Source organism: Pseudoalteromonas thalassia (genome assembly GCF_049257215.1).
Taxonomy (GTDB): domain Bacteria; phylum Pseudomonadota; class Gammaproteobacteria; order Enterobacterales; family Alteromonadaceae; genus Pseudoalteromonas; species Pseudoalteromonas lipolytica_C.
Genome location: NZ_JBMMUE010000011.1, coordinates 131,087 through 151,008 on the forward strand (window position 1 = coordinate 131,087; position 19,922 = coordinate 151,008).

The 19,922-nt window shown below is 39.8% G+C and carries 21 protein-coding genes; 17 read left to right on the forward strand and 4 right to left on the reverse strand.

What is annotated here, in order from left to right; all coding sequences use genetic code 11:
• Nucleotides 1–8 precede the first annotated feature (8 nt).
• On the reverse strand, nucleotides 9–1,301 hold the full coding sequence (bioA, locus tag AAEU31_RS13965) for an adenosylmethionine--8-amino-7-oxononanoate transaminase (RefSeq protein WP_421967534.1): 1,293 nt from the start codon (nucleotides 1,299–1,301) through the stop codon (nucleotides 9–11).
• A 98-nt stretch (nucleotides 1,302–1,399) separates the two neighbouring features.
• Here bioA and bioB point away from each other — a divergent pair, with 98 nt between their 5' ends.
• The 5 genes from bioB (at nucleotide 1,400) to htpX (ending at nucleotide 6,101) form a co-directional block, all read left to right on the forward strand.
• The gene (gene bioB, locus AAEU31_RS13970) at nucleotides 1,400–2,440 is read left to right on the forward strand and encodes a biotin synthase BioB (RefSeq protein WP_421967535.1); all 1,041 of its coding nucleotides are present in this window, start codon (nucleotides 1,400–1,402) and stop codon (nucleotides 2,438–2,440) included.
• A gap of 7 nt (nucleotides 2,441–2,447) precedes the next feature.
• Nucleotides 2,448–3,581, forward strand: a complete 1,134-nt coding sequence (locus AAEU31_RS13975; protein WP_421967536.1) for an aminotransferase class I/II-fold pyridoxal phosphate-dependent enzyme — start codon at nucleotides 2,448–2,450, stop codon at nucleotides 3,579–3,581.
• On the forward strand, nucleotides 3,578–4,369 hold the full coding sequence (locus tag AAEU31_RS13980; RefSeq protein ID WP_421967537.1) for a methyltransferase domain-containing protein: 792 nt from the start codon (nucleotides 3,578–3,580) through the stop codon (nucleotides 4,367–4,369). The genes AAEU31_RS13975 and AAEU31_RS13980 overlap by 4 nt, the downstream gene beginning before the upstream one ends.
• A 13-nt stretch (nucleotides 4,370–4,382) precedes the next feature.
• A complete protein-coding gene (gene bioD, locus AAEU31_RS13985; RefSeq protein WP_421967538.1) occupies nucleotides 4,383–5,066 on the forward strand; it encodes a dethiobiotin synthase in 684 nt (227 codons plus the stop codon).
• 174 nt (nucleotides 5,067–5,240) lie between these two features.
• Nucleotides 5,241–6,101 (forward strand): protease HtpX, encoded by an 861-nt coding sequence (gene htpX / locus AAEU31_RS13990; RefSeq protein ID WP_421967539.1) that lies wholly within the window; start codon nucleotides 5,241–5,243, stop codon nucleotides 6,099–6,101.
• A gap of 38 nt (nucleotides 6,102–6,139) precedes the next feature.
• Here htpX and AAEU31_RS13995 read toward each other — a convergent pair whose 3' ends face one another.
• Nucleotides 6,140–6,343 carry a hypothetical protein gene (locus AAEU31_RS13995; RefSeq protein ID WP_054561447.1) on the reverse strand — a complete coding sequence of 68 codons (204 nt, stop codon included), beginning with the start codon at nucleotides 6,341–6,343 and terminating at the stop codon, nucleotides 6,140–6,142.
• A 46-nt stretch (nucleotides 6,344–6,389) separates the two neighbouring features.
• On the opposite strand from AAEU31_RS13995, the gene AAEU31_RS14000 reads away from it, so the two are divergent.
• The 5 genes from AAEU31_RS14000 to AAEU31_RS14020 all read left to right on the forward strand — a co-directional run bounded on the left by AAEU31_RS14000 (nucleotide 6,390) and on the right by AAEU31_RS14020 (nucleotide 8,909).
• Nucleotides 6,390–6,902 (forward strand): GNAT family N-acetyltransferase, encoded by a 513-nt coding sequence (locus tag AAEU31_RS14000; protein WP_421967540.1) that lies wholly within the window; start codon nucleotides 6,390–6,392, stop codon nucleotides 6,900–6,902.
• 82 nt (nucleotides 6,903–6,984) lie between these two features.
• On the forward strand, nucleotides 6,985–7,416 hold the full coding sequence (locus tag AAEU31_RS14005) for a DUF3859 domain-containing protein (protein WP_135924463.1): 432 nt from the start codon (nucleotides 6,985–6,987) through the stop codon (nucleotides 7,414–7,416).
• 21 nt (nucleotides 7,417–7,437) lie between these two features.
• Complete coding sequence (locus tag AAEU31_RS14010) at nucleotides 7,438–7,848, forward strand: GFA family protein (protein ID WP_135924466.1); 411 nt, start codon at nucleotides 7,438–7,440, stop codon at nucleotides 7,846–7,848.
• 5 nt (nucleotides 7,849–7,853) lie between these two features.
• The gene (locus tag AAEU31_RS14015; protein ID WP_421967541.1) at nucleotides 7,854–8,165 is read left to right on the forward strand and encodes an antibiotic biosynthesis monooxygenase family protein; all 312 of its coding nucleotides are present in this window, start codon (nucleotides 7,854–7,856) and stop codon (nucleotides 8,163–8,165) included.
• Between the two features lie 237 nt (nucleotides 8,166–8,402).
• Complete coding sequence (locus tag AAEU31_RS14020) at nucleotides 8,403–8,909, forward strand: P-loop nucleotide/nucleoside kinase family protein (protein ID WP_421967542.1); 507 nt, start codon at nucleotides 8,403–8,405, stop codon at nucleotides 8,907–8,909.
• Between the two features lie 166 nt (nucleotides 8,910–9,075).
• Here the strand turns inward: AAEU31_RS14020 and AAEU31_RS14025 are convergent, their stop codons facing one another.
• Both AAEU31_RS14025 and AAEU31_RS14030 read right to left on the reverse strand, forming a co-directional pair.
• Nucleotides 9,076–10,287, reverse strand: coding sequence for a porin (locus AAEU31_RS14025; RefSeq protein ID WP_421967543.1), 1,212 nt, complete (start codon nucleotides 10,285–10,287; stop codon nucleotides 9,076–9,078).
• 170 nt (nucleotides 10,288–10,457) lie between these two features.
• Nucleotides 10,458–10,976 carry a TetR/AcrR family transcriptional regulator gene (locus AAEU31_RS14030; protein ID WP_421967544.1) on the reverse strand — a complete coding sequence of 173 codons (519 nt, stop codon included), beginning with the start codon at nucleotides 10,974–10,976 and terminating at the stop codon, nucleotides 10,458–10,460.
• Between the two features lie 221 nt (nucleotides 10,977–11,197).
• Here AAEU31_RS14030 and AAEU31_RS14035 point away from each other — a divergent pair, with 221 nt between their 5' ends.
• The 7 genes from AAEU31_RS14035 (at nucleotide 11,198) to AAEU31_RS14065 (ending at nucleotide 19,748) form a co-directional block, all read left to right on the forward strand.
• Entirely contained in the window at nucleotides 11,198–12,784 is a 1,587-nt protein-coding gene (locus tag AAEU31_RS14035; protein ID WP_135924478.1) for an ABC-F family ATPase, read from the forward strand.
• 260 nt (nucleotides 12,785–13,044) lie between these two features.
• Nucleotides 13,045–13,527, forward strand: a complete 483-nt coding sequence (gene purE, locus AAEU31_RS14040) for a 5-(carboxyamino)imidazole ribonucleotide mutase (RefSeq protein WP_138556934.1) — start codon at nucleotides 13,045–13,047, stop codon at nucleotides 13,525–13,527.
• Between the two features lies 1 nt (nucleotide 13,528).
• Nucleotides 13,529–14,677: a 5-(carboxyamino)imidazole ribonucleotide synthase gene (locus AAEU31_RS14045; RefSeq protein ID WP_235382146.1), complete on the forward strand. Its 1,149-nt coding sequence runs from the start codon at nucleotides 13,529–13,531 to the stop codon at nucleotides 14,675–14,677.
• 153 nt (nucleotides 14,678–14,830) lie between these two features.
• A complete protein-coding gene (locus tag AAEU31_RS14050) occupies nucleotides 14,831–15,061 on the forward strand; it encodes a DUF2798 domain-containing protein (protein WP_498049588.1) in 231 nt (76 codons plus the stop codon).
• Nucleotides 15,058–15,990, forward strand: coding sequence for a YeiH family protein (locus tag AAEU31_RS14055; protein ID WP_421967545.1), 933 nt, complete (start codon nucleotides 15,058–15,060; stop codon nucleotides 15,988–15,990). Before AAEU31_RS14050 ends, AAEU31_RS14055 begins: the two co-directional genes overlap by 4 nt.
• A complete protein-coding gene (locus tag AAEU31_RS14060) occupies nucleotides 15,987–17,150 on the forward strand; it encodes an endonuclease/exonuclease/phosphatase family protein (RefSeq protein WP_421967546.1) in 1,164 nt (387 codons plus the stop codon). The genes AAEU31_RS14055 and AAEU31_RS14060 overlap by 4 nt, the downstream gene beginning before the upstream one ends.
• A gap of 105 nt (nucleotides 17,151–17,255) precedes the next feature.
• Nucleotides 17,256–19,748 carry a prolyl oligopeptidase family serine peptidase gene (locus AAEU31_RS14065; RefSeq protein WP_421967547.1) on the forward strand — a complete coding sequence of 831 codons (2,493 nt, stop codon included), beginning with the start codon at nucleotides 17,256–17,258 and terminating at the stop codon, nucleotides 19,746–19,748.
• Nucleotides 19,749–19,922 lie beyond the last annotated feature (174 nt).

Consider the following 19,922-nt stretch of genomic DNA (forward strand, 5'->3'; position numbering starts at 1 on the left):
AACACGCCCTAATACGCCTGTTGTTCTATGGCTGCATAAATAGCGTTACACAACTTAGTTAAGCTCTGTTCATCACTTATATAAGGTGGCATTAAGTAAATTAATTTACCAAACGGACGGATCCACACACCTTGCTCTATAAAAAAGCGTTGAATTTTTGCCACATCAACATTACGTTTTAGTTCTACAACACCAATTGCACCTAGGGTACGAACATCTGCTACGTCATCAAGTTGTTTGCATTTAGCAAGCTGCTCGGTGAGTACATGGTTAATATGTACTATTTGTTCTTGCCAAGGTTGTTCGAGCAGTAAATCAATACTGGCGCAGGCAGTTGCGCATGCTAATGGATTACCCATAAAAGTAGGACCATGCATAAGCACTCCGGCTTCACCTTCACTAATACCAATAGCAACTTTGCTGGTGGTTAAGGTTGCAGAAAGTGTCATCATGCCACCCGTTAATGCTTTACCAATACACAAAATGTCTGGTTCTATATCGGCGTGCTCAACAGCAAACAAGGTACCTGTGCGGCCAAAGCCTGTGGCGATTTCATCACAAATAAGTAAAACATCATACTTATCGCAAAGTATGCGTAGATGTTTTAAGTAATCGGGATGGTAAAAATTCATACCCCCAGCATTTTGCACAATGGGTTCAATTATAAATGCCGCAACGTGTTGGTGGTGAGCTGCAAAGTAGTTTTCTAGGTTTTCAGCCTCTGTAGAACTAAACTCACCGTTAAACTTAGCACTTGGAGCAGGAACAAAAACATGCTCAGGTAAAAAACCAGAGTACATACTGTGCATTGAATTTACAGGGTCGCAGACACTCATGGCAGCAAAGGTGTCACCATGGTAGCCCTTAAGTGGCGTCATTAGTTTTTGTTTACCAGTATGTCCTTTACTCAGCCAGTATTGAAGAGCCATTTTTATTGCTACTTCAACACTGACAGAACCGCTGTCGGCTAAGAACACTTTTTCAAGTGAGGGTGGCGTCATACTAACGAGCTTTTTACACAGTTCAACAGCGGGCTGATGTGTTAGGCCACCGAACATAACATGGCTCATTTTGTTTAGTTGTGTGGCTATTGCTTCATTTAAAACCGGATGGCAATAACCATGAATAGCACTCCACCAAGATGCCATTCCGTCAATTAATACTTCACCCGTTTCTAAAAAAATGCGGTTAGCACGAGCATGACTTACCGGATAAGCGGGTAAAGGATTAGTCATTGATGTATAAGGGTGCCAAATATGTTCGCGGTCAAAACTTAGATCAATAGATTGTTTTTTGTTCATATGTAAACTTTAATAGCCTCCTGTTCGTTGACAATGTTACGTCAACTCGTAGACTTAGCCAATCATACCGTCCCATTAATTTAAAAAAAGAGACTATTATGGAGCACGCTGTTGTCCGTCACGATTGGACTCACCAAGAAGTAAAAGCATTATTCGAAATGCCGTTCAATGATTTATTATTCAAAGCGGCCAGTGTTCATCGTGAAAACTTCAACCCAAATGAAGTACAAATTTCTACTTTATTATCGATTAAAACGGGTGCTTGCCCAGAAGACTGTAAATATTGTCCTCAGTCTGGTCATTATAAAACGGATTTAGAGCGTGAACGCCTAATGGAAGTTGAAAAAGTGGTAGAGCAAGCACGTGCAGCTAAAGAAAAGGGTGCAACGCGCTTTTGTATGGGGGCCGCTTGGTCTGATCCAAAAGATCGCGACATGCCATATATCGAGAAAATGGTAAAAGAAGTCAAAGAGTTAGGGCTTGAAACCTGTATGACCCTTGGCATGCTTGATAATGAAAAAGCCCATGCATTAAAAGACGCGGGTCTTGATTACTACAACCATAACCTTGATACATCACCAGAATATTATCAACAGATTATTACTACTCGTACTTACCAAGACCGTTTAAACACTATCGATAACGTGCGTGATGCCGGAATGAAAGTGTGTTCTGGCGGTATTGTTGGTATGGGCGAGCAGGCAGCTGACCGTTTTGGTTTATTAATGCAATTAGCTAATTTGCCGCAACAGCCTGAAAGTGTGCCAATCAATATGTTGGTTAAGGTAAAAGGTACGCCTCTTGAAGATGTCGAAGATTTAGATCATTTTGAATTTATTCGTACCATTGCTGTAGCACGTATTATGATGCCAAAAAGCTATGTCCGTTTATCAGCTGGTCGTACGGCGATGAATGAACAAATGCAATCAATGTGTTTCTTTGCTGGTGCTAATTCAATTTTCTACGGTGATAAACTACTGACTACAGAAAACCCAGAAGCAGATGCTGACATGATGCTGATTAAAAAATTAGGCATGAACCCAGAAAGGCGTGAAGATTATTCTGATGAAGCGGTTGCAGCATCACTTTCATCAAAAGTTGCAGATAAAGCAACATCAAAACTATTTTACGAAGCGTAACATTTAAATGGCTTTTGATTTTATTGCCGAGCATCTTCTTAAGTGTAAAGCAGATGCATTACTGAGAAAGCGTCAGCTTGTAGAGCAAGCAAGTGGGCGCTTTATTCAGGTTGCAGGTAAACAGTATTTAAATTTTGCCAGTAATGACTACCTTGGTTTTGCAGATGATTTTATCGAAATACAAGCGCAGCAACTAGGTAGCCACAGTTCAGCGCTAGTGAATGGTTATAATAAAGCACAGCAACAGCTTGAAATGCGTTTATGCGAGTTATTAGGCTATGAAAGCGCCATGTTATTTAATAGCGGATTTAGCGCTAATAGCAGTGTTTTAAAAGCGTTGTTTCAAGATAAAAGCGTGGCGCAATCATCGGCAATCTTCCAAGATAAGCTTAATCATGCCAGCCTTATTGATGGCGGCCTTCATTCTTCCGCTGCCATGGTACGGTTTAATCATAACGACCTTAAGCACTTAGAATCGCGGTTACAAAAGTCAAAAGCAAAGCACAAGCTTATAGTGAGCGAAGGGGTGTTTTCGATGGATGGCGATCAAGCCCCCATTGAAGCACTCTGTAAACTTGCTAAACAATACAATGCGTGGCTGATGATTGACGACGCCCATGGCTTTGGCGTGTTAGGCGAGCAAGGTTTAGGGAGTTGTGAGTCAATCAAGCCTGATTTACTGATTATCACCTTTGGCAAGGCACTGGCAAGTAGTGGTGCTTGCCTGCTTGCATCAAAGCAAATGATTGATTACATGCTGCAGTTTAATCGTGAATACATTTATTCAACAGCAATGTCTCCTCTGATGGCTAGTTGTACTCTTGAACGGCTCGAAAAGTTATTAAAAGCGGATAATAGACGCGCTCAGCTTACAGATAATATTGCCTACTTTAGAGCGCTTGCCAAAGAGCGTAACTTAGCATTAATGGAATCTAAAACAGCTATACAACCTCTGGTATTAGGCGATGCAGAACACACGCTTGCTGTTGCTAATAAGCTTAAAGAAAAAGGCGTGTGGTTAACCGCTATTCGACCGCCCACTGTGCCATTTAATACGGCACGACTTAGAGTAACCATAAGTAGCGCTCATCAAGCTGAGGATATAAAACAGCTTGTTGATTCGCTAGTGGAGTGTTTATGAGTGTTCAACTGCAAGTACCTTTAAGCTTTCAAGACAGTAATAAGCTAACAACACAAACTAAGTTCTCTAAAGCGGCTGCAAATTACACAAGCCATGCTAAAGTACAAAAACAAGCGGCTGCGCACTTATTCAAAATTATGGCCAGTAAACATCAGCAGGGTACTTGCCTTGATTTAGGGGCTGGGCCATTAGTTAACACCGCAATGCTTAAAGCACATTTTGATACTGTATTGGCAATGGACTTAAGTCACTCCATGCTAAGCACTGATCAAAACTCAAGTTGTTTAAAAGTGTGTGCTGATATGGATAACCTACCATTACAGCAAAACTCACTTGATTGTGTGTTTAGTAATTTTGCAATGCAATGGTCTGCTGATTTAGAAGCATTGCTCAATAACCTTTTTTGTGCATTAAAAGTAGGCGGAAAGGTTTATTTAAGCTGCGTGGTAGATGGATCGCTCAAAGAGATCAAACAGGCTTTTGCTTGTTTAGATGAGCAAAACCATATTAATCAGTTTCATGGTGCTAATAATATTATTGAGTATGCACAAATGGCCGGATTTAAACTCAATTTTGCAGCCGACAGATGTTATATAGATGCCTATAAATCGCCCTTAGAAGCACTGCGCTCGATAAAAGCGATTGGCGCTACCTCATTGCAAACTAAGAAAAAACGCGAAGGGTTATTAACTAGGCAGGCACTTAATAGTGTTTGTAAGGCATACCCTCTGGTTGATGGGCATGCTAGAGTGAGCTATCAAGTTGTCCTTTTAGAACTAGAAAAGTAGAATTTACTCAAAAATGAAAGAATTTTTTATCACGGGTACAGACACCGATTCCGGAAAAACACATGTTACCAGTTTGTTGTTAAACTTACTGGCGCAACATAAACAGCGTGCGGTGGGTTTTAAACCCATTGCCGCAGGTGCAGAAGAAGCGTTTGGGCAACTAGTTAATGATGATGCATTAACCTTAATGGAAAGCTCATCAATTGGGGTTAAATATAACATTGTTAACCCCTTTACCTATGAGCCACCCATTGCACCACATATTGCTGCAGCCCAAGTAGGGGACAGGCTGACATTTGATAAGCTTGATGCTGCTTATGTAAACATAAAAGCACTCAATGCCGATTATATTCTTACAGAAGGTGCAGGTGGTTGGTGTTTACCAATCAACGAAACCGATTTACTCTGTGATTGGGTTAAATCACAAAATCTTAATGTAATTTTAGTGGTTGGCATGAAGCTAGGCTGCCTTAATCATGCATTACTGACAGCTGCTCATTTTAAAGCGCTAGGTGTTAATTGTGTGGGCTGGATTGCAAATCATGTAGACCCAAACATGCGTGAACAAGACGCCAATTTAGAAACTTTAAAATCAGCACTACCTTTCCCGCTTTTAGCGATTAGTCCTTATACAGATGGCACCCCTAAATTAAAAATTTACAAAACCTTACTTGAAATTTTATCTATTAACCCATAATAATTGAGTTGTTACTTTTGACATACTCTGTCACAATTGGTTGCAATTAGTTCCTTGCAACCAATTGCATTAGCCCTAAAATAAGTTGGTAGTACGCCCAGATAATTTTATTAACTAACGATTTTTAACCATGTCGTTAGTTAATACAATTGGTATGTTTATTCTGAGGTTTTTATGAAGCGTGTATTTTTGTTTCTACTGACTAACTTAGCGGTAATGCTAGTGTTAGGTATTGTGTTGTCTATTGTGATGAGCGTACTGGGTATTAGCCATCGCAGTTTAGGCGGCATTTTAGTTATTTCAACCGTATTTGGTTTTGGTGGCTCGTTTATTTCGTTATTTATGTCGAAATGGATGGCAAAAAAATCAACCGGTGCACATGTTATTGAACAGCCTCGTTCTGAGACAGAGCAATGGTTAGTTTCTACGGTAGCAGCGCAAGCGAAAAACGCAGGTATCGCGATGCCAGAAGTGGCTATTTACGATAGCCCTGAAATGAACGCTTTTGCGACCGGCCCAAGTAAGAACAATTCGCTGGTGGCTGTGAGCACAGGTTTATTACACAACATGAACCAAGATCAAGCCGAGGCGGTATTGGCTCATGAGGTGTCACACATTGCAAATGGTGACATGGTTACGCTTACTCTTATTCAAGGTGTAGTGAATACCTTTGTTATCTTTATAGCGAAAGTATTAGCAGGTATTGTTGATAACTTCTTAAATAGTGATGAAGAAGAGGGTGGTAGTAGCTGGACTTACTTCTTATTCGATATGATTTTCCAAATGCTATTTGGTGTTCTAGCAAGTATGATAGTTGCTTACTATAGCCGTAAACGCGAATTCTCTGCGGATGCGGGTGCAGCTAAGCTAGTAGGTGCAGATAAAATGCGAAGCGCCCTTGAGCGTTTAAAACAAAACCACCCATCACAACTAGAAGGTTCAATGATGGCGTTTGGTATTGCAAGCGGTAAAGGTGTTGCTGAGTTATTTTCATCGCACCCACCACTTGACGAGCGTATTAACGCATTACGTTAATTTTAAACACGAAAAAGCCAGCTTGATGCTGGCTTTTTTTATTGTTGGTTTTTCTCTCGCTCGAGCTGTTGCGGTAATAATACCTCAACAATTTCACGGGCTGGTAAGGTATACCTTACGCCATCGAACATCACAGAAGTATGCTCATCAATGCTGGTGATCCCTGTTAAAGTCCAGCCTTCGCCGCGTTCTTTACAATACACTGTAGTGGTAGGTTGAATTACTTTAAACTCTTCACTCATCGAACTTAACCTAATTGCTTGTATTTACCCTTATAGTAAGACAATAATGCCAGCTCATAAAGAAAAAGAAGTAATTACCGTGTCAAGCCACAATGACTTAGCCTTTGACTTACGCCCAATTCGACACAAAGATTGCCAAGCAATTTGGGATATTTTAAAAGATCCTCATGTTCAATCTTTTAATGATTACAGCGCTGACATAACCAAAGGTGACGTTTACGACTTTATTCAAGGCGACATTGAGAGTTTTTATAATCAACAAGGTATTCGGTTGGTTATTGTTTTGCGAAGTACTGGCCAAGTTATTGGTAGTATTGGCATATTTAACATAATTAACGGGCAGGGTATTTTAGGATTTGAATTGTCGTCGCAATACTTTGGCAAGGGGATAATGCAAAAGGTATTAGCCATGTTATTTGAAAAATTAACAACCTTTGTGCCGGCCCCGCTAAACACTATTGTAGCTTTAGTTAACCCAAATAATAGTTCATGTATTAAGCTTTTAACAAAATGCGGCTTTCAACAGCATGACGCTCACTGGATAAAACATGTTACCTAATTACTATAATAGTACAATCTTGTTCTGCTAGAGTTGCTACTATAAAATAGCGCCTCATTTTTAAAAAGGAGCGCTTGCAACTATGGCAAAAGCCAAACCAATTACCAGTATTGAAAGTTACGGCATTTACAGTCATTGGGATGCAAAAGAGAAAGACCTGCCTCAAATCACCGAATTTACAACAGACGTTCCTGCACAGTTAGATATTGAATTTGGTTTTATTGTTAACATTAAAAAGGCCAAAGGACAAAAAATTAAGTTTTGCGTTTACCACCCAGATATCCCCGATGAGGATGGCGATATTATGCCGCCGTTTGAGGGTGAACAGTATGTTAAAACAAACGATTGGCAGTTTTACTTAGGTGATACTATATGGGCACCTGTTGATAATAAAGTAGGTATTTGGCGCATGACTATTGAGTTAAATGGCCATATAATTGCCGATAAATCCTTTAACTTATTAAAGGAAGCCGAAGGCACTGCCACTGATTTTTGGAAGCATCGCGGCTATTAAGCTTTAACCTTGTGAGGGACTATGTATAAAGGAAGTTGTTTGTGCGGCAAAGTAAAAGTAACGATTGTTGGTGGTATAGACTCAATTATTCATTGTCATTGCTCGTTGTGTCGTAAAAACTCTGGCACAGCTTACGCAACCAACGGCTTTATTCAACGAGATGGTTTTAACCTAACAGAAGGCAAGCAGCATCTAAGTGCGTTTGAATTTAAACCCGGTAGAATTCGCTATTTTTGTAGCAGCTGTGGCTCCCCAGTTTATAGCGAAAATAAAGATGACCCAAGCCGCTTACGTATTCGCCTAGGTTTATTAGATAGTGATATAAACGAACGTCCGATAAGCCATAATTTTGTGAGCTCTAAAGCAAACTGGGATACGTTTAACACAGAAATCCCATGCTATGATGGCTTTGAACCTAGTAGAGGGAAGTAATAGCCATGATAGCGAATACACCAAAACCGCCTTATTACGCCGTAATCTTTACGAATATCTTATCTGACGATACCGCTGGTTATGAAGAGGTGGCGAATAGAATGGTGGAGCTCGCAGAACAACAACCTGGGTATTTAGGCATGGAATCTGCTCGAGATGGATTAGGTATTACTGTGTCGTATTGGCAAAGCTTAGAAGCAATTAAAGCCTGGAAACAAAACGTAGAGCACTTAAATGCCCAACAACTTGGAAAAGACAAATGGTACAGCGCTTTTACAACGCGCATTGCAAAAGTAGAACGTGATTATTCAATGTAGTAATAATTCTCTGTATAGGAACACATCATACTGTATTTGACCTCATTATAACCTCAGCGTATCTTTAAATTTAAGTATATTGATAAACAAGATAAGTAGTTATAGAAACTCAGGCGTGGAATCTTCTCGGTTTATCGAATGCGATGGTTTTTCTTGAATTTTTATGACAACATTTTAAATGTTAAACACCCTAAATACACACTTTTAAAAGTAACATGGAAGGAATTCATAGGCTTTATGTTATATATCCTTGGAGGTCTACCCGCAACAGGTAAGACTGAACTTTCTAAGTTTTTAGCTTCTTCCTTGGGCGCAGTTCATATTCGTATTGATACTATCGAGCAAGAACTAAAAAACTGTGGTTTTAATAAGCTACATGACGAAGGTTACAAGGTAGCTTTTGCTCTTGCGTTAGAAAATCTAAAAAGCGGCCTTTCTGTTGTAGCTGACTCAACAAACCCAGTTTTGGAATCTCGAGAAGGGTGGATAAGCGTAGCAAATAAAGCTTCATCACCCTATATAGAAATTGAAGTTATCTGCTCGAATAAAGCCGAACATCGACAACGTGTAGAAAACAGGCAAACAGATATTCGAAACCTTTTACTTCCATCATGGGAAAGTGTGATTTCAAGAGATTATGACTTGTGGGAAACAGCACGTATTGTCATAGATACTGCGGGCAAAAATCCTGAGCAAAGTAAGAAAGAGTTGAGTGAGTTACTCAGTAGAAACAATGAAGCATAACAAGCAAGCTGGGTTAGTCAATAAAAGTGCATCAACGAAATGCTTGAAATTGATGTAACTAGAATCAGTTTATTGATTTGGATTGCGACCAAAAAGCAAAATATTTGAGTTGTACATTAATTAGAATATATAAAAGCCCACTAAAGTGGGCTTTATGTAAATGCAATTACAATGTGTAATTAAATCCGATGGCAATACCATCATCTTCGGTTTGTGACATCTGTGCTTCTTGCTCAGCATCATTACTTGAAAAGTCACTAAAATCTTTACGTGCTTCGATGTATAAAATAGTGTCATCGCCCAAAAAGTAGTGCAAACCTAAAACAGCAAATTGTCGTTTAAACACATCATTAGGATCAGCATTAAAGTTTGGTTGAATCACGTAATCGTCACCAGCATCAAATATGTTGTAGGCTAAGAAAGTGCGGATATCGTTATCGAAACGGTAACTGACTAACGATTCAGAACCGACAGCTTCTTTAATTAACCGTCCTAAATTATCAGTATCATGGTTTTCATTTTTATTGATATTCGCTGATGCATACCAACCAGGTTTATTAAAATCACCATAGGTCATACCCACACCATAAATTAGATCTGTTACTGATTGTTTTCGCCCGCCAGCATACAGAATCTCAAATTGGCCTCGGTTTACACCTGCTGTAAATTTAAGTTCATCAGTTACATAGTAGGAGAGGGCAGCACCATAAGTTGAATTAAACTCAACTTTTTGAGCAGCATTATTACCTTGATCCCATAATGCCTGACATGATGCACGCGAAATATCGGCGATATCGCAGGTATAAAAGTCATCTGATTTTAATTGCGTTTGCAATGCTATATGGACATTTCCCCAGTTATTACGATACTGCAGTACTTTATCGCCTCGACCAGTACCATTTACTGCTCCATCGTCTTTATTGTAGGTGTAGACCCCAGCAGCATTGCCATCCCATACTAGGCTGTAGTTTGTGTTATAAACCACGTCATACCAAGCCCCCCATTGCTTACCTACAGTAATTCGTCCATATTTTTCGTGTTTTACACCAACATAACCTAAACGGTTGTATAAAAACTCATCTTGCACAGTTTCAAAGCGATTATTGTAAACAATGTCACTATTACCTACAGGGTTTACTCCCCACTCTAGGAATGCCAAGGCTTGCCATTCATTTTTTAGCTGGCGTTTAAAATCCAAATTTATACGGGATACACCATTTACAATTTCAGTCTCACCTTGAGTGCTGATCACTCTGGCATCAATAAAGCCACCAACAGTGACACTGTTTTTATCATCTTTATATATCTCAATAGCATGACTGTTAATTGTGACCATGCTCATACTTGCGATTAATGTTGCTATGTAAGTTCTTTTCATAGAAATCCTTGTTTATACATCGTCCCTAATAAGTGTTATTTTGCAAAACTAGGAGATTATCAGAGCTAAAATAGGGTAAAAAGTGAAAAAAAATCAACAAAGATATCAGTTTTGAGGAATATTTATTCATTTTGAGTTCACTATACTGAATTATCAATAAGTTAGTGTAGCTAAAAAATGGACACCTTTTGACTTAATGTTTTTAGCATATCTTTTGTGCTGGGTTTGTCTGAGCATAAACCGTGCAATAAGGTCATAAAATAGCAGTCTAGTAGAATGGCCGCTTTAACTTTATTAAAATGCGGTTGATCGGCAAAGATTAATGATTCCATCAATCTTATGTGCTGCTCCTGAAACGACTCACTAAACAAACGATCGCTGAAAAGAGGTTTGTAAAACTGATGGTGTGTGCAATAGAATTGATAAAAATACTGTGCATAGTGGCTTATTTTTAAACGGGCAGGGCGATGGATGTCTGTTTCTTTAGCGTGCTCCAACACTTCTGCAAATCTGTTTTCTAAGCAGCCCTCTAAAATAGCAACTTTATCTGGAAAATAATTAAATAAAGTACCCACAGCAATATTACTGGCCGCCGAAATTTGTCTAGTAGAGGTGTCAGAAAACCCTTCTTTTTCGAATAATGACCAAGCAGCATCTAAAATTCGCTGTTCTGTGTTATTATTTCTCATGCTAACAAACTCCTTGTTTTATAATGATTATTTAAAAAGTGAGCGCGCTCACATTCGTTTGTGAGCGTGCTCATTTTATGTGCAGTTCAGCATAGGTACTGTATTTCATTTTGTAAAACTACTGAGTTGATTTATTTAAACTATCATGGCGTGCAAAGCGGCTTTAGTTTAAAATTGCATGCAGATTTGTTTTTACTTTTTACCCGCTGGAGGGTACCGCTATCATTAGTACAGCTAATATCACCATGCAATTTGGTGCTAAACCTTTATTCGAAAATATTTCAGCAAAATTTGGCGATGGAAACCGTTATGGTTTAATCGGTGCGAATGGCTGTGGTAAATCAACCTTCATGAAAATCCTAAGTGGTGAACTTGAGCCATCTTCAGGTAATGTCAGTACAGATCCAAACGAGCGTATTGCTAAACTAAATCAAGATCAATTTGCTTATGAAGAGTTTTCTGTGATCGATACAGTTATCATGGGTCATAAAGAGCTGTGGGAAGTAAAAAAAGAACGTGATCGTATTTATAGCTTACCAGAGATGAGCGAAGAAGACGGTATGCGTGTAGCTGATCTTGAAACTGAGTTTGCAGAGATGGATGGTTACTCAGCAGAAGCTAAAGCCGGTGAGCTACTGATTGGTGTAGGTATCGGTACAGAGCAACACTACGGTCCTATGTCTGAAATCGCACCGGGTTTTAAACTGCGTGTGTTACTTGCACAAGTGCTGTTTTCTGATCCAGATATCATGCTACTGGATGAGCCTACCAATAACTTGGATATTTACACCATCAAGTGGTTAGAAGACGTGTTAAACCAACGCGACTGCACCATGATCATCATTTCGCACGACCGTCACTTTTTAAACTCAGTATGTACACACATGGCTGACATCGATTATGGCGAACTTCGTATTTACCCAGGTAATTACGATGAATATATGTTTGCAGCAACACAAGCCCGCGAGCGTTTACTGAGCGAAAATGCGAAGAAGAAAAGCCAAATTGCAGAACTACAGCAGTTCGTATCTCGTTTCTCTGCAAATGCTTCAAAAGCAAAACAAGCAACATCACGTGCTAAACAAATCGATAAAATTCAGCTTGAAGAAGTTAAAGCGTCTTCTCGTCAAAGCCCATTTATTCGATTTGAACAAGAAAAACAGTTATTCCGTAATGCCTTAGAGCTAACTAACTTAGCGCAAGGTTTTGATGACATGCTTTTCAGTGGCCTTGAAGGTTTAGTTGAAGTAGGTGAGCGTATTGCGATTATCGGTGAGAACGGTGTTGGTAAAACAACATTATTAAATACCCTTGCAGGTCGCTTAGCACCAAAACAAGGTGAATTTAAATGGTCTGATAATGCTAATATTGGTTATTACGCGCAAGACCATGCTGATGAGTTCGAACAAGACATGAACTTATTCCAGTGGATGGAACAATGGCAACAAGAAGGTGACGACGAGCAAGTTGTTCGTAGTTTCTTAGGTCGTATGCTGTTTTCACAAAACGACATTAAAAAGTCAGTAAAAGTGATTTCAGGTGGTGAGCAAGGCCGTATGTTGTTTGGCAAAATTATGATGCATAAACCAAACATCTTATTAATGGATGAGCCAACCAACCACATGGATATGGAATCTATCGAAGCGCTTAACTTAGCACTTGAAGCATACGAAGGAACTTTATTATTCGTATCACACGATAGACAATTCGTATCATCACTTGCTAACCGCATTTGGGAAATCAAAGACGGCAAAGTTATCGACTTTAAAGGTACATACACTGAGTACCTAGCAAGTAAAGAAGCTTAATCAGATAATGAGTGATTAAAAGCCATGCATGTCATGGCTTTTTTGTGCTTCTAGAGTCGCATCTTGAGATGGTTTAAAGCGATTTATACTGCGTTTTTGATTATAACAATAGAGCCACTATTATTTGCAGTCAATGCCATGCCTAAATCGTTTTAATTCCAACTGAAACTCGCATCTTGATGTGAGTTAGGTATATAATACCCGCCACAAAATAAGGACAAAAGTCCGCTTTTTAGAAAACAATTTACTGAGGTGTATTTATGACTGTTGGCATTATTATGGGTTCCAAATCAGACTGGCCAACGATGGAACATGCGGCGTTAATGCTAGAAAAATTCGGCATTGAATACGAGACTAAAGTTGTTTCTGCTCACCGTACCCCTCAATTACTTGCCGACTATGCAAGCACTGCAGCTGAGCGCGGCATTAAAATTATTATTGCAGGTGCCGGTGGTGCTGCGCACTTACCAGGTATGGCAGCGGCCTTTACATCACTACCAGTTTTAGGTGTACCCGTTAAATCTAAAACTCTTAATGGTGTAGATTCGTTATTATCTATTTGCCAAATGCCTAAAGGTGTTGCGGTAGGTACTCTTGCTATTGGTGAAGCGGGCGCAGCAAATGCAGGCCTTTTAGCTGCACAAATTTTAGGTTGCCAACAGCCAGAAATTTTCGCAAAAGTTGAAGCATTCCGTAAAGAACAAACAGACACTATATTAGCTAACCCTAATCCTGCAGAGTAATATGAATATTCTAATTTTAGGTGCGGGTCAGTTAGCTCGAATGATGAGCTTAGCGGGCGCACCCCTTGATTTAAATGTTGTTGCCTACGATGTGGGTAGTGAAAAAATCATTCACCCATTAACCGGTGAAGTTCATAACAGTACATTACAACAAGCTATTGATAGCGCAGACGCAATTACAGCAGAGTTTGAACACATTCCTGATGATGTACTAACACTGTGCTGTCAAAGCAACAAGTTTTACCCGGGTAAAGCGGCGATTAAAACAGGTGGCGATCGTGCACTTGAAAAAGCATTACTTGATAAAACAAATGTTGAGTGCGCGCCTTATCAGCTAATTACCGAAAAAGCACACCTTATTGCTGCGGTAGAGCGTTTAGGTAAGCCACTTGTGATCAAAACTTGCCAAGCGGGTTACGACGGTAAAGGCCAGTGGCGCTTAAAATCAGATGATCAAATTGACCAAATTTGGTCAGAAATGGCAGATTTCATTGCATCTGGTACCGACAGTGCACCGCATTCTATTATTGCTGAGAAGATGATCCCATTTGACCGCGAAGTATCTATCATCGGTGCACGCGACAAAGCAGGTAACACAGTAATTTACCCATTAACTGAAAACCAACACACTAACGGTGTGCTTACACTTTCAGTTGCAGGTAAAGAAAAAGCTGCAATTCAAGAACAAGCTGAGCTGGCGTTTAACAAGCTAGCAAATGAACTTGATTATGTGGGTGTATTAGCAATTGAGTTTTTTGATGTTCAAGGTACGTTATTAGTAAACGAAATTGCACCGCGAGTTCATAACTCTGGTCACTGGACACAGCAGGGCACGCATTGCTCTCAGTTCGAAAACCACATGCGCGCTGTTGCAGGTTTACCATTAGGCAGTACAGAATTGCTTCGTCCTACTGCCATGATCAACGTGTTAGGACAGCCTTCAATTCCACACTCAGTACTTGCTACTCAAGATGTTACAAGCCACTGGTATGGTAAAACGGCTAAACCAGGCCGTAAAATGGGACACATCAACGTATCTGCCAATAATCTTCACCAATTAGGTGAGCGATTAGCTGCACTTGCTGAAATATTGCCAGAGCAAGATTACCCAGGTGTAGCTGCTACCAGCACCCAACTTATTTTAAACTAATCAGTTTAAATTCTTAAAAGCCGAGTTTATCTCGGCTTTTTAATTTTTGGCCTTACGCGTAAACTTCGCTAATTTTGTACCTCTTGTCTCAAAGCACTTGCGTCAGGTTTTTCTTCCTATAGACTAATATTTTTATATTAATATTAGCTTGTTATGTTACATCCTCGATTTAGAACAGTCGTGTTTGCCTTTTTTATGGCGCTGTTTATGTCTGGATTTATGTCTTTAGTGATCAGCATTTTTAACGTTGGTTTAATCGATAACATTACAACCATTTGGCTTAAAGCGTGGGTTTTTGCTTTTTGTGTGGCATTTCCTACCGTTATTGTTGTCGCACCTCTGGTACATAAATTAACCAACAAACTAATCAGAGTGCTGTTGTGATAGCTGAACGCCCAAAACAATTTCTTTTTATTACGCTTTTTTTAGCATCTGCTTTGCCATTTGTCGGTTCTGCTACGGCACTTATAGTCGGTGCACTATTTGCCATGACTTTAGGCAATCCATTTGTAGCTCAGTCACAAAAATTTAGTAAATGGATGCTAAAGTTAGCGGTTATTGGCTTAGGCTTTGCTGTTGATTTTAATCAAGTAATAGAAGTAGGGCGCAGTTCTATTGTGCTTACAATTGTCAGTATTACTGCGATTATTGGTCTTGGCGAAATTTTATCTCAGTTATTTAAGTTAAATAAAAATACCGGTGTACTTATCTCATTTGGTACAGCAATTTGTGGTGGCAGCGCAATTGCAGCTATGGCCCCGGTGATTAAAGCCAAAGATCACGAAGTGGCGATATCACTCGCTGTGGTATTTTTATTAAACGCCCTTGGCTTAGTGTTGTTCCCGATGATTGGCCATTATTTTGGCCTAACCGAACAGCAATTTGGTGTTTGGGCGGCACTTGCGATTCACGATACCAGTAGTGTAGTGGGGGCTTCCGCTGCTTATGGCGCATCAGCACTTGCTATTGCAACAACAATTAAACTAACCAGAGCAATGTGGATCATACCTTATACAAGCATCGCGGGTGTGTTTTGGAAATCAGATGAAAAAGCAAGTATTCCATTGTTTATATTTGGTTTTTTAGCGGCTGCACTGATTAATTCAAGCTTTCCTGAGTATCAAACACTTTGGCATGCACTGAATGTTGGTGCTAAACAAATTTTGGTAATGACCTTATTTTTGATTGGTAGTGGCTTATCTATTTCAGTCTTAAAACAAGCAGGCATTAAACCTTTTATCATGGCGATGATCTTATGGATCATTGTCAGCAGTATTATTTTACTACTTATAGTAGACGGATTTATTTCATGAAAAACGCTTTATTAACTTCCTCTTTAGCCCTGGCTGTAGGTGTATTTGTTAACAATGCACTAGCTGCAGATTTACGTGTTGCTACCTTTAACGTGAGTATGGATGCAACCAACTATGCTAAAAAAGGCGAAGCTATTGATAAAGATGCTTTAAGCAAAGCATTAGCGAGCAACCACCAGCAAATTCGCAACATTGCCGAAATAATTCAGCGAGTAAGACCTGATGTTATTTTACTCAATGAGTTTGACTATATTGATGCTGATAAAGGCATTAACGTATTTCGTAAAAACTACCTGCAGGTATCGCAAAATAAGCAGGTTGCCATCGATTACCCATACTACTTTATCGCACCAGTCAACACCGGTTTACCTACCGAATTTGACTTAGATAACGATGGTGTAAAGGGGCATTACAAAGGTGACGCACACGGCTTTGGCTTCTTTGAAGGGCATTATGCAATGGCTGTACTTTCTCGCTACCCAATTGATTTAGATAAAGCGCGAACATTACAAACATTCAAATACAAAGATATGCCAAATGCACAAATGCCTATCGACCCCAAAACAGGTAATGATTGGTATTCTCCTGAAGAATGGCAAGCGATTCACCTAAGCTCTAAATCATTTTGGGACTTACCGATTGATATAAAAGGCAAAACAGTTCATTTACTTGCGTCGCACCCTACGCCGCCAGTATTCGATGGCCCAGAAGACCGCAACGGTAAGCGTAACCACGATGAAGTGCGCTTAATTGCTGATTACATCAACAATGCTAACTACATTTACGATGATAAAGGCCAAAAAGGAGGCTTAAAAGCGAACAGCCGCTTTGTAATTGTTGGTGATTTAAATGCTGCGCCAGAAGGGGGCAAGGCACGTCCAAATACTACAGACCAGATTTTAAAAAACCCATTAGTGAATACCTCTTTTACGCCAACAAGCAAAGGCGCTAAAGAATCTTATAAAGAAGATTACGCTAAAAACTATACCGCTTATTGGCAAGCCAGAGCCGATTACGTACTGCCATCTAATTATGGTATTGAAATAAATGACGGCGGAGTATTTTGGCCAACAGAAAATTCTGAGTTATTCAGATTAATTGAGGATCGCAATGCCTCTTCTGATCATCGTATGGTATGGCTTGATATCACATTGAAATAAGCTGTTATTAAACGGAAAAGTTTGGCTGTTTATCCTATAAAAATTGCTATTTCATCAGTGCTTCTGCTTAAATAAGGCGAATTATAATTACCCTAAAGAAGCACTATGAATTTCAAAACCACTGCTAATAAAACGTTAGTGGCTCTCGCAGTCGCATCTAGCTTTATGCTAGCTGGTTGTCAATCAACCGCCTCAACGCCTTCTGAAGAACAAGTTACCAATGTAGCACCCGTTGTCGTTACTCCTGCTGACACAGGTTCCGCTGAAATCACGTTAGAGCAAGCAATGGCTCACCCTGATTGGTTAGGTCGTCAGCCTGAGCGTGCTTTCTGGAACGGCGATTCTAACAGCATCGTTTATGCACAAAAGCAACAGGGCAATGAGTTACGTGATTTATACGTTCAAGCAATTAACAGCCAATCTGCATCACAATTAGCGTTAAATAAACTACACACTGTAGGCGCTAAAAATGCTGTTTATTCAGCAGATAAAAAGCAACAGGCTTATTCATTTGAAGGTAATATCTTCGTTAAAAACTTAAGCACTGGGCAAATTACTCAAATTACTCACGATAGCGCACAGCAATCAAAACCACAGTTTTTAACTGATGGTAGCCTTGCTTTTCGTCAAGGTAATGCATTTTATAAAGTTGATTTAGCAACGGGTCGTCAAGTTGAATTAGTAAACTTACACCTAGACGATGCACCTAAAGGTGTACAAGAGCCTGACACTTACATTGCAAAAGAACAGCATAAACTAATTGATTACATTGCGCTGACTCACAAAAACAAAAAAGATCGTGAAGCGCGTAAAGCACAAATCAACGAACAAAACGACAGCATTGCTAACGCGCAGTTTTACTTAGGTAAAGGCAAACGTTTAGCAGATGTTCAGCTTTCACCAAATGGCCAAGCACTCGTTGCAGTAACCACTGAGAACCGTTCATGGCGTGATGAAGGCGATATCATGCCTAATTACATTGCCGATGATGCACGTGTAAAGGCTGAGAAAGTACGTCGTCGTGTTGCTGATGAAAAACCAATCAGCTCAGATGTTATCTACATCGACCTTAAATCAGGCGAGCAAACAACCCTTGCATTCGATACCTTACCTGGCTTTGATGAAGACGTACTTGCAGCTGTTAAAAAAGAAAACTACGACCGTGAAGGCAAAACCTACAAGTCTGAAAAAGCACCACGCGCCATCAATCTAATGATGGATTGGGGTTGGGACCAAAGTGCAATCCAATGGAACACAGATGGTTCACAAGTGGCACTTATGCTTGAAGCATGGGACAACAAAGATCGTTGGTTAGCCACTGTTGATACACAAAACAACAAACTTGTTTCACAGCACCGTCTGCATGACGATGCATGGGTTAACTATGCATACAACGATTTTGGTTGGTTAAACAATTCAGATACGCTTTACTACTTATCTGAAGAGTCTGGTTACAGCCACATTTACAAAAAGCCACTTAACGGTAAGGCAACACAGCTAACTAAAGGCCAATTTGTTGTTTCAAACTTAACGTTAACAGCTGATAACTCAGCGATTTACTACAAAGCTAACGTTGAGCATCCAGGTCTTTACGAAATCTATCGTGTAAACCCTGCAAACGGTGAATCTGAACAAGTAACCAACCTTGATGGTATGACTGATTACCAGTTAAGCCCAGATGAAAGCAAACTATTGCTAACTCATTCAAAAATTATGTCACCGCCTGAGCTTTACGTTGCTGATGCAAAAGCAAATACCCAAGCAACGCAGTTAACGCACACGGTATCTGATGAGTTTTTAGCGAAGAAACTAATCGCACCTAAGATTGTTGCTGTGCCTTCAAGCCACACTGATCAGCCAATTTACGCAAAAGTATATTACCCAGCTGATTATAAAGAAGGCGAAACAGGTAAAAACCGTAAAGCGGTTATCTTTAACCACGGTGCTGGTTACCTACAAAACTCACACATGGGTTGGTCTGGTTACTTCCGTGAGTTTATGTTCCACTCACTACTTGCTTCAGAAGGCTACGTAGTAATGGACATGGACTACCGTGCATCTAAAGGTTACGGCCGTGATTGGCGTACAGCCATTTATCGTCAAATGGGTACACCTGAGATCCAAGATCTAGCAGACGGCGTAAGCTGGATGGCAGACAACGCAAACGTAGATACACAAGCTGTAGGCACTTATGGTGGTTCTTACGGTGGTTTCATGACGTTTATGGCGCTATTCACACAACCTGATTTATTCAAAGCAGGTGCTGCACTTCGTCCGGTAACTGATTGGGCTCACTACAATGGTCCTTATACGTCGAACATTTTAAACCACCCAGATGTTGACCCAATTGCTTATGAAAAGAGCTCACCAATTTACTTTGCTGAAGGTCTTAAGAGCCATTTATTAATTAACGCGCCTATGGTTGATGACAATGTATTCTTCCAAGATTCGGTTCGCTTAGTACAGCGCTTAATTGAACTTGAAAAAGAAAACTTTGAAACAGCGATCTTCCCAGTTGAGCCGCATGGTTTTGTACAACCATCAAGCTGGTTAGATGAATACCGTCGTATTTATAAGCTATTTAAAGAAACGCTTTAACTTTCAGAACAATTTATCACTGACTAATAAGCAGCCTTGATATTCAGGGCTGCTTTTTTTGAATAGCAATTGATATTTACCATTAGATATAAGTATTTAACTTGTTTTGCCATAAATAATATCTTTATGTTTCTCGCTAATAAAATCCCGAAATCCACCACTCACTAAATTAGG

Bases quoted from the DNA above. Each gene is read 5' to 3' on its own strand.
- bioA (WP_421967534.1), bottom strand. From the start codon at position 1,301: ATGAACAAAAAACAATCTATTGATCTAAGTTTTGACCGCGAACATATT.
- bioB (WP_421967535.1), top strand. From the start codon at position 1,400: ATGGAGCACGCTGTTGTCCGTCACGATTGGACTCACCAAGAAGTAAAA.
- AAEU31_RS13975 (WP_421967536.1), top strand. From the start codon at position 2,448: ATGGCTTTTGATTTTATTGCCGAGCATCTTCTTAAGTGTAAAGCAGAT.
- AAEU31_RS13980 (WP_421967537.1), top strand. From the start codon at position 3,578: ATGAGTGTTCAACTGCAAGTACCTTTAAGCTTTCAAGACAGTAATAAG.
- bioD (WP_421967538.1), top strand. From the start codon at position 4,383: ATGAAAGAATTTTTTATCACGGGTACAGACACCGATTCCGGAAAAACA.
- htpX (WP_421967539.1), top strand. From the start codon at position 5,241: ATGAAGCGTGTATTTTTGTTTCTACTGACTAACTTAGCGGTAATGCTA.
- AAEU31_RS13995 (WP_054561447.1), bottom strand. From the start codon at position 6,343: ATGAGTGAAGAGTTTAAAGTAATTCAACCTACCACTACAGTGTATTGT.
- AAEU31_RS14000 (WP_421967540.1), top strand. From the start codon at position 6,390: ATGCCAGCTCATAAAGAAAAAGAAGTAATTACCGTGTCAAGCCACAAT.
- AAEU31_RS14005 (WP_135924463.1), top strand. From the start codon at position 6,985: ATGGCAAAAGCCAAACCAATTACCAGTATTGAAAGTTACGGCATTTAC.
- AAEU31_RS14010 (WP_135924466.1), top strand. From the start codon at position 7,438: ATGTATAAAGGAAGTTGTTTGTGCGGCAAAGTAAAAGTAACGATTGTT.
- AAEU31_RS14015 (WP_421967541.1), top strand. From the start codon at position 7,854: ATGATAGCGAATACACCAAAACCGCCTTATTACGCCGTAATCTTTACG.
- AAEU31_RS14020 (WP_421967542.1), top strand. From the start codon at position 8,403: ATGTTATATATCCTTGGAGGTCTACCCGCAACAGGTAAGACTGAACTT.
- AAEU31_RS14025 (WP_421967543.1), bottom strand. From the start codon at position 10,287: ATGAAAAGAACTTACATAGCAACATTAATCGCAAGTATGAGCATGGTC.
- AAEU31_RS14030 (WP_421967544.1), bottom strand. From the start codon at position 10,976: ATGAGAAATAATAACACAGAACAGCGAATTTTAGATGCTGCTTGGTCA.
- purE (WP_138556934.1), top strand. From the start codon at position 13,045: ATGACTGTTGGCATTATTATGGGTTCCAAATCAGACTGGCCAACGATG.
- AAEU31_RS14045 (WP_235382146.1), top strand. From the start codon at position 13,529: ATGAATATTCTAATTTTAGGTGCGGGTCAGTTAGCTCGAATGATGAGC.
- AAEU31_RS14050 (WP_498049588.1), top strand. From the start codon at position 14,831: ATGTTACATCCTCGATTTAGAACAGTCGTGTTTGCCTTTTTTATGGCG.
- AAEU31_RS14060 (WP_421967546.1), top strand. From the start codon at position 15,987: ATGAAAAACGCTTTATTAACTTCCTCTTTAGCCCTGGCTGTAGGTGTA.
- AAEU31_RS14065 (WP_421967547.1), top strand. From the start codon at position 17,256: ATGAATTTCAAAACCACTGCTAATAAAACGTTAGTGGCTCTCGCAGTC.